This is a genomic window from Fulvimonas soli (genome assembly GCF_003148905.1).
GTDB lineage: Bacteria > Pseudomonadota > Gammaproteobacteria > Xanthomonadales > Rhodanobacteraceae > Fulvimonas > Fulvimonas soli.
This window is the reverse complement of sequence record NZ_QGHC01000004.1, coordinates 179864-192538: the sequence shown is the minus strand read 5'-3', so window position 1 is coordinate 192538 and position 12675 is coordinate 179864. Positions and strand designations below refer to the sequence as shown.

The window sequence follows — 12675 nt, the reverse complement described above, 5'->3', positions numbered from 1 at the left end:
CTCTCCCCTCGGGGGGAGAGGGAAAAACGGGTCAGACGCCGCCCGTCTGCTCCAGCCAGCGCTCGGCGTCCAGCGCGGCCATGCAGCCGAAGCCGGCCGAGGTGATCGCCTGGCGGTACACATGGTCGGCCACGTCGCCCGCGGCGAACACGCCGGGCACCGAGGTCATCGTGGCCATGCCGTTCTGGCCGCCTTGGATCCTGATGTAGCCGTCGTGCATCTCCAGCTGGCCCTCGAAGATGCCGGTGTTGGGCGTGTGGCCGATCGCCACGAAGAAGCCGGTGGCCTCGATGTCGCGGGTGGCGCCGGAGTTGACGTCCTTCACGCGCACGCCGGTGACGCCGGAGTCGTCGCCCAGCACCTCGTCCACGGTGTGGTTCCACACCAGCTCGATCCTGCCGGCGGCGGCCTTCTCGAACAGCTTGTCCTGCATGATCTTCTCGGCGCGCAGCTTGTCGCGGCGGTGCACCAGGTAGACCTTGCTGGCGATGTTGGACAGGTACAGCGCCTCCTCCACCGCGGTGTTGCCGCCGCCGATCACCACCACCACCTGCTCGCGGAAGAAAAAGCCGTCGCAGGTGGCGCAGGCGGACACGCCCTTGCCCTTGAACTTCTCCTCGCTGGCGATGCCCAGGTACTTGGCGGTGGCGCCGGTGGCGACGATCAGCGCGTCGCAGGTGTACTCGCCCGAGTCGCCCTTCAGGCGGAACGGGCGCTGCTTCAGGTCCACGCTGTGGATGTGGTCGAACACCATCTCGGTGTGGAAGCGCTCGGCGTGCTCGGCCATGCGCTGCATCAGCGCCGGGCCCTGCAGGCCCTCGACGTCGCCGGGCCAGTTGTCCACGTCCGTGGTGGTCATCAGCTGGCCGCCCTGCTGCAGGCCGGTGATCAGCGTGGGCTTGAGGTTGGCACGCGCCGCGTACACCGCCGCGGTATAGCCGGCGGGGCCGGAACCGAGGATCAGCAGGCGGCTGTGCTTGGGGGTGGTCATGGTTATAATCCTTGGGTTTGCTGGCGGCTCGAAACGGTTTTCGCTTCACCCCGCGCGAAGGTTTCTTCGCCGCGACCTGGAAACCGGGGGAAGGGGAGGCTGACCCGGAAGGATGGGGAACCGCACGGCACGATTCAAGGAGCAGCGGATTTCACCACCGGCCACGGCGACCCCGTGGCTTTTGCTTGAAGCACACAGGACTCTCCATGCGCATCGGTATCCCCTCTGAAACCAAGACCCTCGAAGGTCGTGTCGCCCTCGTCCCCGCCGCCGCCGCCGACCTGGTCCGCCGCGGCCACGAGGTGTTCATCCAGTCCGGCGCCGGCGAGAAGAGCGGCTTCGCCGACGAGGCCTACGCCAAGGTCGGCGTGAAGATCGTGCCGGACGCCGCCGCGCTGTACGAGGCCGGCGAGCTGATCGTCAAGGTGAAGGAGCCGATCGCCGGCGACCTCGCCCTGCTGAAGAAGCACCACCTGCTGTTCTGCTACCTGCACCTGGCCGCCGAGCCGGCGCTGACCAGGTCGCTGCTCGACATCGGCCTGACCGGCGTGGCGTTCGAGTCGGTGGAGGAGAACGGCGGCCTGCCGCTGCTGCTGCCGATGTCGGTGATCGCCGGCCGCATCGCCACCCAGATCGGCACCACGCTGCTGCACCGCCCGCAGGGCGGCAAGGGCAAGCTGCTGGGCGGCATGGCCTCCACGCCGCGCGGCAAGGTGGTGGTGCTGGGCGCCGGCGCCGCGGGCGGCAACGCCGCCGCGCTGGCCGCGGCGGCGGGCGCCAACGTGGTGGTGTTCGACAAGCGCCAGGACCGCCTGGCCGAGATGATGGCGCTGGGCCCCAACGTCACCGCGCTGTACGCCTACGAGTCCAGCGTGGCCGAGGAGGTGCGCGACGCCGACATCGTGGTGGGCGCCGTGCTGATCCCCAGCGCCAAGGCCCCGCGCGTGGTCACCGAGGAGATGGTCAGGACGATGGAGAAGGGCAGCGTGCTGGTGGACATCTCGATCGACCAGGGCGGCTGCTTCGAGACCTCGCGCCCGACCACCTGGAAGGAGCCGACCTACGAGGTGCACGGCGTCACCCACTTCTGCGTGACCAACATGCCCGGCGCGGTGCCGCAGACCTCCTCGCTGGCGATCTCCGCCGCGATCCTGCCCTACGTGCAGCGCCTGGCCGCCGGCGCCGAGTGGCGCGACTTCGAGCCGCTGAAGAAGGGCATCAACGTCGACGGCGGCAAGCTGGTGCATCCGGCCCTGCAGGGCATGGCCTGAGCCCGGCCGCCCAGCGACGGGCCCGTGCGCGGGCGTCGCCGGTCCTGCCCGATGCGGCAGGGCCGGCGGCGCCCGCGCCGTTTCCGGCGCCGCGGCCCTGCCGGGAAGCGTGCGCGGCGAGCCTTCTGGACGGTGGAGCGGCTGTGTAGACTTGGACCGATCATCCGTAGGAAGCCCAACCCGGTGGCGCGCAGCGCGAACGTCAAGAAAGAAAAAGAGAAAGTGGGGCTGAGCGAGGAGCTCAAGCGCCGCCTGCGCGAGGCCGGCGCGCTGCTGCTGCTGCCGCTGGCCCTGTACCTGCTGGTGTGCCTGCTCAGCTACAACGACCAGGACCCGAGCTGGGGCCACGTCGGCACGGCCGAGCACGCGCGCAACTTCGGCGGCGCGGTGGGCGCCGACATCGCCAACCTGCTGCGCTACATCTTCGGGCTGGTGTCCTACTGCTTCCCGCTGCTGCTCCTGCTGCTGGGCGTGCAGGTGCTGCGCCAGCACGGCGAGCGCAGCGTGCACCCGTGGGAGCCGTCGCTGCGGCTGATCGGCTTCGTGTTCTTCTTCATCACCGCGCCGGCGCTGCTCTACCTCAACTTCAACGGCACGCCGGTGCTGCCGCAGGGCGTGGGCGGCATCATCGGGCAGTGGGTGGGCGGCGCGCTGCTGCGCGCGTTCGGGCCCACCGGCGCGCCGCTGCTGCTGCTGGCGCTGTTCCTGGTGGCGGTGACGCTGGCCACCGGGCTGTCCTGGTTCAAGGTGATGGACTGGACCGGCCAGGCCACGCTGGCGCTGTTCGGCTGGCTGCGCGGCAAGCTGCGCAAGGCGCCGGAGGTGCTCATCGCGCAGCAGGCCCGCGCCGAGCGCGAGGTGGTCAAGAAGACCGAGGCGGTGAAGCAGGCCAGGCGCGAGCCGGTGCGCATCGAGGCGCCGGCGGCGCCGGTGGCCAAGAGCGAGCGCGCCCGGGTGGAGACGCAGATCCCGCTGTTCACCGGCGCCTCGCAGCCGGGCGAGCTGCCGCCGCTGTCGCTGCTGGACGAGGCGCCGGAGCAGGGCCCGGGCTACTCGGAGGAGACGCTGGAGGTGCTCTCGCGCCAGGTCGAGCTCAAGCTCAAGGACTTCCGCATCGAGGCCAAGGTGGTGGGCGTCTACCCCGGCCCGGTGATCACCCGCTTCGAGCTGGAGCCCGCCGCCGGCGTGCGCGGCTCGCAGGTGTCCAGCCTGGACAAGGACATCGCGCGCGGGTTGTCGGTGGTGAGCGTGCGCGTGGTCGACGTGATCCCCGGCAAGAACGTGATCGGCCTGGAGATCCCCAACGCCAGGAAGCAGATCGTCTACCTGTCCGAGATCCTGCGCTCGGACAAGTACGACCAGATGAAGTCGCCGCTCACGCTGGCGCTGGGCAAGGACATCGGCGGCCGCCCGGTGGTGGCGGACCTGGCCAAGATGCCGCACCTGCTGGTGGCCGGCACCACCGGCTCGGGCAAGTCGGTGGCGGTCAACGCCATGGTGCTGAGCCTGCTGTACAAGGCCAGCCCCAAGGACGTGCGGATGATCATGATCGACCCGAAGATGCTGGAGCTGTCGGTGTACGAGGGCATCCCGCACCTGCTGGCGCCGGTGGTCACCGACATGAAGGAGGCGGCCAACGCGCTGCGCTGGTGCGTGGCGGAGATGGAGCGCCGCTACAAGCTGATGGCCGCGGTGGGCGTGCGCAACCTGTCCGGCTTCAACAAGAAGGTGAAGGACGCCGAGAACGCCGGCCAGCCGCTGCTTGACCCGCTGTTCCGGCCCAACCCCGAGATGCCCAACCTGGCCGCCGAGCCGCTGGAGCCCTTGCCCTACATCGTCGTGATCATCGACGAGTTCGCCGACATGATGATGATCGTCGGCAAGAAGGTGGAGGAGCTGATCGCCCGCCTGGCGCAGAAGGCGCGCGCCGCCGGCGTGCACCTGGTGCTGGCCACGCAGCGCCCGTCGGTGGACGTGATCACCGGCCTGATCAAGGCCAACATCCCCACCCGCATCGCCTTCCAGGTGTCCAGCAAGATCGACTCGCGCACCATCCTCGACCAGTCCGGCGCGGAGACGCTGCTCGGCCACGGCGACATGCTGTACCTGCCGCCGGGCACCGCCACGCCCGAGCGCGTGCACGGCGCCTTCGTGGACGACCACGAGGTGCACAACGTGGTGGCCTGGCTGAAGGCGCAGGGCTCGCCGCAGTACATCGAGGGCGTGCTGGAGGAGGTGCAGGCCACCGCCGACGGCAAGTTCATCAACGACGCCGGCCTGCCGCAGGAGGGCGAGGAGGGCGGCGACGCCGACGCGCAGCTGTACGACAAGGCGGTGGCGATCGTCACGCAGACGCGGCGCGCCTCGATCTCCGGCGTGCAGCGCCACCTGCGCATCGGCTACAACCGCGCCGCGCGGCTGATCGAGCAGATGGAGGCCGACGGCGTGGTCAGCGCGCCCCAGCACAACGGCAACCGCGAGGTGCTGGCCCCGCCGCCGCCGAAGGGCTGACCGCCTTCTCCCACTCCTCGGGGAGAAGGGAGTGGCCCTCGCTTTGCGCCCTCTCCCCCCCGGGGCGGGGGGCGGGGCTCGCCGCAGTACCTGCCTGCTGGCCCCGATCCATCGCGGCGCTTCCGCAAGACCGCCCCCTCATCCCAACCTTCTCCCCGCAGGGGAGAAGGGGCAGGAAAGCGCGCGGAAGGGTCGAATGCTTTGCTCCCTCTCCCCGCCGGGGCGAGGGCCGGGGCGAGGGGCCATGGCTCGCCGCAGTATCCGCTTGTTGGCCCCGACCCGTTGCGCGCTCCCGCAAGCACCGCCCCCTCATCCCACTCTTCTTCCCGCAGGAGAGAAGGAGCAAAAGCGCGCGGGTCGGCGCCCGGTTAAGCCTTCCCGCTTACAATGCGCCAACCGCACCCCGCACAGGGCCTCCATGAAACGCCTCCTCCTCATCGCCGCCGCATTCCTGCTGCCGCTGGCCGGCCCGGCCCGGGCCGCCGACACCGCGCGCGCGCGGCTGGACGCCTTCGCCGGCGGCCTGCACTCGCTCACCGGCCGCTTCACCCAGACCCTGAGCGGCGGCGAGGGGCAGGCGCCCAAGACCAGCTCCGGCACGCTGGCGCTGGAGGCGCCGCGGCAGTTCCGCTGGGAGACCACCGCGCCGTACAGGCAGACCATCGTCGCCGACGGCAGCCGCGTGTGGCTGTACGACCCCGAGCTGGAGCAGGTCACCGTGCGCGTGCAGAGCACCGAGGAGGCGCACAGCCCGCTCACCGTGATCACCGACCTCAGGCAGCTCGACCGCGACTTCAAGGTGACCGAGCAGGGCGAGCGCGACGGCCTGCTGTGGCTGCGCCTGACCTCCACCGCCAAGGACCCGCAGTTCGACTACGCCGACCTCGGCTTCGACGAGCACGGCCTGGCGCGGATGAGCTTCCGCGACCAGCTCGGCGCGGTCACCGACATCCGCTTCTCCGGCTGGCAGCGCAACGCGCCGGTGCCGCCCGGCACCTTCGAGTTCACCCCGCCCAAGGGCGCCGACGTGATCGGCGACCTGCCGGTGATCACCACCCGGCCGCTGAAGGACTGAAGCCCCGCGCATGCTGCGCCAACTACCGCGCTGGGCCTGGATCGGCGGAGGCCTGCTGGCGTTCATCGCCGGCAGCATCAACGCCGTCGGCTACCTGTGCTTCCGCCACCAGCCGATCACCCACCTCACCGGCACCAGCACCGAGCTCGGCATCGCGCTCTCGCGCCTGGACCCCGGCGAGATCGTGCACTGGGCGCTGGCGATCGCCTCCTTCCTCGCCGGCGCGGTGGCCAGCGGCTTCATCGTGCAGCAGCGCACGCTGCAGCTGGGCCGCCGCTACGGCGTGGTGCTGATGATCGAGTCGGCGCTGCTGTTCGCCGCCACGCCGCTGATCCACGACGGCCGCGACCTCGGGCTTTACCTCGCCTCGGCGGCCTGCGGCCTGCAGAACGCGATGGTCAGCACCTACAGCGGCGCCACCTTCCGCACCACCCACCTGTCCGGCATCTTCACCGACCTGGGCATCTACCTCGGCCAGCGCCTGCGCGGGCTGGAGGTGGACATGCTGCGCATCCACGTCTGCCTGCTGGTGGCGACCAACTTCATCATCGGCGCGACCGCCGGCGCGGTCGGCTTCGCCTGGCTGCAGGAGCGGGTGCTGCTGGCGCCGGCCGCGCTCACCGGCCTGGTCGGGCTGGGCTACGCGATCTACCGGCACCGCGCGATGGCGCGGTGAAGGCGCCGCGCCGTCACGGCGCCGCGACGCAGCGGTTGCGCCCGGCGCGCTTGGCCTCGTACAGCGCGCCGTCGGCGCGCGACAGCCACTGCGCCAGGCTCTCGCCCTTGCGGTAGGCCGCCACGCCGATGCTGGCCGTCACCGCCAGCGTCTGGCCGCCGTGGGCGATGCCGCCGGCGGCCAGGCTGGCGCGGATGCGCTCGGCGATCGCCATGCCGTCCGCCAGCGCGCAGTCCGGCAGGCACACCACCAGCTCCTCACCGCCGTAGCGGCCGGCCAGGTCGCCGGCGCGGCACTGGCGCAGGATGCTCCGGGCCGCGCCGCGGATCACCGCGTCGCCCGCCAGGTGGCCGTAGGTGTCGTTGATCCGCTTGAAGCGGTCCAGGTCCAGCAGCGCCATGCAGGCGTGCCCGTCCTGCGCGGTCTGGCGGATGCCCTCGGCCAGCTCGAGGAAGCGGCGGCGGTTGCAGGCGCCGGTCAGCTCGTCGGTGCTGGCCAGCTCGTCCAGCCGGCGGTTGGCTTCCAGCAGCTCGTGCGTGTGCATGTCGATCTGGCGCTGCAGCTGCCGCGCCTGCCGGCGCAGGTAGAGCGTGCGCAGCTGCACCAGCCCGACGACCAGCAGGAACAGCAGCAGCACCGCCACCAGCCGCGCCGCGGCGGTCTCGTACCAGCGCGGCTCCACCCGCACGCTGAAGGCGGTCTCGACGGTGCGCGGCCGCATGCCGCGCGTCTGCGCGCGCAGCCGCAGCGTGTACTCGCCGTGCGGCAGGTTGGTGTAGATGGCGCTGGGCAGGCTTCCGCGGGGCATCTCGATCCAGCCCTCGTCGAAGCCCTCCATGCGGTAGCTGTAGGTCGTCTCGGAGGGCGCCTGGTAGTCGAGCAGGGCGAAGTCCACGCGCAGGCTGCGCTTGCGCGGCGCCAGCGTGAGCGTGTCGCCCGGGCGCGGCAGCTGGCCGAACGGCAGCGGCGCGCCGTTGACCACCGCCTGGCTGACCGCCAGCGGCGCGTCGGGGACCGGCGGCGGCTGCCAGCCGGGGCGGATCACGGTCAGGCCGCCCAGGCCGCCGAACAGCAGCTCGCCGCCCGGCGCGCGCGTGGCGGCGGCGTAGATGTAGCTGGGGATGCGCAGGCCGTCGCGGATGCCCAGGGTGTGCACGGCATGGCTGGCGCCGTCGATCATCGCGATGCCGTTGGGCAGGCTCAGCCAGAGGTTGCCGCGGTCGTCGGACAGCACGGCGTTGACGTTGTCGCTGTCCAGCCCGTCGGCAGTGCCGAAGCGGCGGAAGCGGTACGGCGGCGCGGGCGCGTCGAGCAGGCCCAGGCCGCCGGCGGTACCGACCCAGACCCGGCCGGCCGGATCGACCGCGACCGAGCTGACCGGGTTGGCCGGCAGCGAATGCGGATCGCCCGGCCGCGCCGCCAGGTTGACGAAGCCGCGATCCTGCCCGGCGTCGGCGGCGATGCTGATGCCGCGGCCGGTCAGGTACCAGATCGCGCCGCCGACGCGCGCGATGCTGCGCACGGTGTTGCCGGCCAGGCTGCCGGGATCGCGCTCGGCGTGCTCCAGGTGCTGCAGCGCCCGCGTGCGCAGGTCGTAGCGGTAGGCGCCGTCGTAGGTGGCGATCAGCAGGCGCTCGCCGTCGGCCAGCAGGTGCAGCACCGGCGCGTCGTCGAGCGCGGGCAGGACGGAGTCCTGCACGGCCAGGCTGTCCGGGTCCACCCGCGCCAGCCCCTGGGTGCCGACCCAGATGGCGCCGTCCGGCGTCTCGGCGAACGCCTGCACGTCGCGGCGGCGCTGGCTGCCGTCCAGCTCGAGGTGGCGGATCTGCCCGGCCGCCAGGTCGATCACGTCGATGCGGCCCGCGCTCAGGCCCAGCCAGATGCGCTTGCGCCGGTCGACGTAGATGCCGCGCACGTTGGTGTTGGCCAGCGCGTGGGCCTCGCGCATCGACGGCAGCAGCGCGAAGGCGGTGCGCGCGTCCGGGTGGGTGTGCGCTACGCCCAGGTCGGTGGCGGCCCAGACGTTGCCCGAGCGGTCCAGCATCAGCGCGCGCACGGAGTCGCCCGGCAGCGAGGACGGCATCGCGGTGTCGTGGCCGATCTCGCGCACCGCCGCCGCGCCGGGCGCGTAGGCCAGCACGCCGCTGCCGTCGGTGGCGATCCACATCGTGCCCGAGGCGAGCTCCTGGAAGTCGCGCACGGTGGCGCGCCGCGCGTGATCGGCCTGGTAGCCGCTGAAGCCGGGGACGGCGTGCCAGCCGCCGTCCGGGTCGCGCCAGGCCGCGCCGGCCTGCACGCTGCCCGCCCAGAGGCGGCCTTCGCGGTCCTCGCGGAGGGCCCAGATCTGGTCGGCCAGCACGATCGCCACGCTCTCCTCGCGCGGGCGCGGCGGGCGCACGAATTCGCGCGTGCCGGCCCGGCGCACGAACAGCCCGGCGTTGTTGCCCAGCCACAGGTTGCCCGCGCGGTCCTGCAGCACGCTGAAGCTGCGCGGGGCGGGGCCGTCGCCGGTGGCGACGTGCTCGATGCGGTCGCTGGCCAGGTCCAGGTGGTCCAGGCCGTGCTCGGTGGCGATCCACACGCCGTGCCCGCCGTCGTCCGCCAGGGCGTAGATCTTGCGGTCGACGGTGCCGCCGTCGCCGACCGGGTAGTTGCGGAAGCGGTTGCCGGCCGGGTCGAAGCGGCTCAGGCCGCCGGCGTTGGTGCCGATCAGCAGGCCGCCGTCGGGCAGGGCGAGCAGGCAGCGCACGTAGGCGTCGGGCAGGCCCGGCGCGCGCCCGGCGACGTCGGCGAAGACCTGCAGGCGGTAGCCGTCGTAGCGCACCAGCCCGCCCATCGTGCCGATCCAGACCAGCCCCTGGCGGTCCTGCACCACCGCGGTGGTGATCGAGTGCGGCAGGCCGTCGGCGATGCCCAGCCGGTCGAACCAGGGCGTGTCGAACGGCTCCCACGGGTCGTCCGCGCCCGTCGCGCCGGACGGCAGCGCGCAAAGCAGGAAGACGAGCAGGGCGAGCCAGCCGGAGAGGCGGCGCATGCGGCGGCTCATGGCTGGCGGGAAGAAGGGCGGGCGACGGGAAGCGCGGAGGCGGCCATCCTCAACCGTCCCAGGGAAGCTTGCCTTCTCGCCATGCCGTCACCCCGCCGCGGCCCCTGCGCCGCTGGGGACGCATGATAGCGGGTGCTCCGCGCCGCCGTGTGCAAGCGCGGCGGCGCCGCCTGCGGCATCCTGTCCTATCATGCCGCGATGCCCTCCACGTTCACTCCCCGGGACGCCGGCCTGTTCCCCGAGCCCGACGCGCTCAAGCCGCTGGCCGAGCGCATGCGCCCGCGCACGCTGGACGAGATCGTCGGCCAGCAGCGCCTGCTCGGTCCCGGCAAGGCGCTGCGCCGCGCGCTGGAGGCCGGCCGCGTGCACTCGATGGTGCTGTGGGGCCCGCCCGGCTGCGGCAAGACCACCCTGGCGCTGCTGGTGGCGCGCTACGCCGACGCCGACTTCCGCGCCGTCTCCGCCGTGCTGTCCGGCCTGCCGGAGGTGCGCAAGGCGCTGGCCGAGGCCGAGGCCAACTTCGCGCAGGGGCGGCGCACCGTGCTGTTCGTGGACGAGGTGCACCGCTTCAACAAGGCGCAGCAGGACGCCTTCCTGCCGCACATCGAGAAGGGCGTCATCATCTTCGTCGGCGCCACCACCGAGAACCCCTCGTTCGAGCTGAACTCGGCGCTGCTCTCGCGCTGCCGCGTGCACGTGATGGAGGCCGTCTCGGCCGACGACATCGTCGCGGCGCTGCACCGCGCGCTGGACGACGGGGAGCGCGGGCTGGGCGGGCTGCGCCTCTCGGTGGACGAATCCGCGCTGCGCCTGATCGCGCAGGCCGCCGACGGCGACGTGCGCCGCGCGCTCACCCTGCTGGAGATCGCCGGCGAGCTGGCCGAGGACGGCCGCATCGGCGAGACCACGCTGGAGCAGGTGCTGGCCGACCGCACGCGCCGCTTCGACAAGGGCGGCGAGCAGTTCTACGACCAGATCTCGGCGCTGCACAAGTCGGTGCGCTCCTCCGACCCGGACGCCGCGGTGTACTGGCTGTGCCGCATGCTCGACGGCGGCTGCGACCCGCTGTACCTGGCCCGCCGCATGACCCGCATGGCGGTGGAGGACGTCGGGCTCGCCGAGCCGCGCGCCTGGCGCATGGCGCTGGACGCCTGGGACACCTACGAGCGGCTGGGCTCGCCGGAGGGCGAGCTGGGCCTGGCGCAGCTCGCCCTCTGGCTGGCCGTCGCGCCCAAGAGCAACGCCGCCTACCAGGCCTACAACGCGGCGCGCGCCACGGTGCGCGAGACCGGCACGCTGGAGGTGCCGATGCACCTGCGCAACGCGCCGACCAGGCTGATGAAGGGACTGGGCTACGGCAAGGGCTACCAGTACGACCACGACGTCGCCGGCGGCGTGGCGCTGGACCAGCAGTGCCTGCCCGACGCGCTGGACGGCACGGTGTTCTACGAGCCGACCGAGCGCGGGCTGGAGGCCAAGCTGCGCGAGAAGCTCGCCGCCCTGCGCGAGGCGCGGCGGAAGGCGCGCGGCGGCTAGGCCGCCCGGCCGGCTTGCCGCCGCGGCGGCGCGGGCCTAGAGTCGCGGCACGCCTCGGAGGGGAGGATGTGTCATGCGCGTATTCATCGCCGGCATCGTCGGCGGCATCGTGGTGTTCCTGTGGGGCGCCATCGCCCACACGGCGCTCGGGCTGGGCAACGTCGGGCTGCGCCCGCCGGCGGCCGAGGACAAGGTGCTGGGCGTCCTGCACGAGGGGCTGGGCGACGATCCCGGCGTGTACGTCCTGCCCTGGCTGGGGCCGGAGAAGATGGGCGACCGGGCGGCGGTGCAGGCCTACAGCGACAAGAGCTCCGCCTCGCCCTACGCCTGGATCATCTACCAGCCGCGCGGCAAGGACATGACCCGGATGGGCCGGCAGCTGTTCCACCAGTGGCTCTCCAACACGCTGGCCGCGCTGGCGCTGGCCTTCGTGATGACGCTGGCCGCGCTGACGTTCCGCCAGCGCCTGGGCCTGGCGCTGGCGGCGGCGCTGTTCGCCTGGCTCGGTGTCCAGGTGCCGTACTGGACCTGGTACCGCTTCCCCGGCGACTTCACCCTGGCGGCGCTGGTCGAGCAGGTGGTCGGCTGGCTGCTGGCCGGCGCCGCGATGGCCTGGTGGATCGGCTGGAGCGAACGCCGCGCGGCACGCTGAGCGCGCGGCGAATGCCCGCCGCAGGCGCGAGCGGGCGGCGGGTTGGTCGGGCCGGAACGGCCGCCCCGCCGGGCACTCACGGCGTGGCGGCCGGCTCCAGCGCGAGGTCGGCGAACCAGGCGTTGGCCTGCGAGCGGGTGTTGTCGGTGTCCGCCGCAATGGCGATGCCGGTGATCCGCGGCGCCGGCGTGCCGAACGCCTTGCGGAAATCCGCCGCGAGATCGCGCGTTTCCGCCTGCCACTGGCCGGCCCTGGCGTCGCCGCTCTCGACCACGATGGTGCGCACCGGCGCGTAGAACGGGTTGGGCGCGACGGTGCCGACGGGGTGGCGGTTGTCCCACACGTAGCAGAGCGCCGCGCCGGGCAGGTCCTGGCCGGTGAAGTCGCGCGCCAGCGCCAGCTTCATGCGCTGGCCGAAGGTGAGCTGGCTGCGGGGCACGTCGAAGAACACGTAGACGCGCGCCGCGAAATCGTCGCCCGCCTTCTTGCCCAGGTCGCCCTTGGCCACGGTGCGGTCGATCTTCCAGCGCCAGCGCAGGGTGGACTGCGCCGGCGCGTCGAAGCGGTGCGCGATGGCGCCGGCGCCGCGGTCGGCCGCGATGTGGACCACGCTGCGGCCGTCCATCGCTTCCACCGTCACCGCGGCGGGCGGCTTGTGGCGGGACATGGCGTAGCGCGTCCAGCCGGCCGGCAGGTTCGTGCCGGGCGCCGCGCCGGAGAAATCGAGCGACGGCCCGGCCGCCGGCGCGGGAACCGGGGAGAGCGCGAGCAGACTCGCCATCGCGGGCCGGAGGAGTCGGTGCATCGGCATTGCGGAACGGCCTGGCATCGGGGGCATGCGCCAGCCTGCGCGGCGGCATGTGCAGGCGGCGTCGGCGCAACGTGGCGCATTTGCGCGGCCGCGGTCGCCGCCGCGA

9 protein-coding genes are annotated in these 12675 nt (G+C 72.6%); 6 read left to right on the top strand and 3 right to left on the bottom strand.

Annotated elements, in window-relative coordinates; translation table 11 throughout:
* Positions 1-31: 31 nt before the first annotated feature.
* Complete coding sequence (gene trxB / locus C7456_RS06510; RefSeq protein ID WP_109722935.1) at positions 32-991, bottom strand: thioredoxin-disulfide reductase; 960 nt, start codon at positions 989-991, stop codon at positions 32-34.
* Positions 992-1197: 206 nt separating this feature from the next.
* Between trxB and ald the strand changes: the two genes are divergently transcribed.
* From ald to C7456_RS06490, 4 genes are all read left to right on the top strand, one after another.
* On the top strand, positions 1198-2262 hold the full coding sequence (gene ald, locus C7456_RS06505; RefSeq protein ID WP_109722934.1) for an alanine dehydrogenase: 1065 nt from the start codon (positions 1198-1200) through the stop codon (positions 2260-2262).
* A 183-nt stretch (positions 2263-2445) separates the two neighbouring features.
* Positions 2446-4773, top strand: a complete 2328-nt coding sequence (locus C7456_RS06500; protein WP_109722933.1) for a DNA translocase FtsK — start codon at positions 2446-2448, stop codon at positions 4771-4773.
* Positions 4774-5191: 418 nt separating this feature from the next.
* Positions 5192-5848 carry an outer membrane lipoprotein periplasmic chaperone LolA gene (gene lolA, locus C7456_RS06495; RefSeq protein WP_109722932.1) on the top strand — a complete coding sequence of 219 codons (657 nt, stop codon included), beginning with the start codon at positions 5192-5194 and terminating at the stop codon, positions 5846-5848.
* Between the two features lie 10 nt (positions 5849-5858).
* A complete protein-coding gene (locus C7456_RS06490; RefSeq protein WP_109722931.1) occupies positions 5859-6524 on the top strand; it encodes a YoaK family protein in 666 nt (221 codons plus the stop codon).
* Between the two features lie 13 nt (positions 6525-6537).
* Here the strand turns inward: C7456_RS06490 and C7456_RS06485 are convergent, their stop codons facing one another.
* The gene (locus C7456_RS06485; RefSeq protein WP_245889791.1) at positions 6538-9558 is read right to left on the bottom strand and encodes a ligand-binding sensor domain-containing diguanylate cyclase; all 3021 of its coding nucleotides are present in this window, start codon (positions 9556-9558) and stop codon (positions 6538-6540) included.
* A gap of 210 nt (positions 9559-9768) precedes the next feature.
* On the opposite strand from C7456_RS06485, the gene C7456_RS06480 reads away from it, so the two are divergent.
* Together C7456_RS06480 and C7456_RS06475 are read left to right on the top strand one after the other, a co-directional pair.
* The gene (locus tag C7456_RS06480) at positions 9769-11106 is read left to right on the top strand and encodes a replication-associated recombination protein A (protein WP_109723088.1); all 1338 of its coding nucleotides are present in this window, start codon (positions 9769-9771) and stop codon (positions 11104-11106) included.
* A 73-nt stretch (positions 11107-11179) separates the two neighbouring features.
* Complete coding sequence (locus C7456_RS06475; RefSeq protein WP_109722929.1) at positions 11180-11758, top strand: hypothetical protein; 579 nt, start codon at positions 11180-11182, stop codon at positions 11756-11758.
* 76 nt (positions 11759-11834) lie between these two features.
* Here C7456_RS06475 and C7456_RS06470 read toward each other — a convergent pair whose 3' ends face one another.
* Positions 11835-12563, bottom strand: a complete 729-nt coding sequence (locus tag C7456_RS06470) for a DUF3047 domain-containing protein (protein WP_109723087.1) — start codon at positions 12561-12563, stop codon at positions 11835-11837.
* Between the last annotated feature and the right edge of the window lie 112 nt (positions 12564-12675).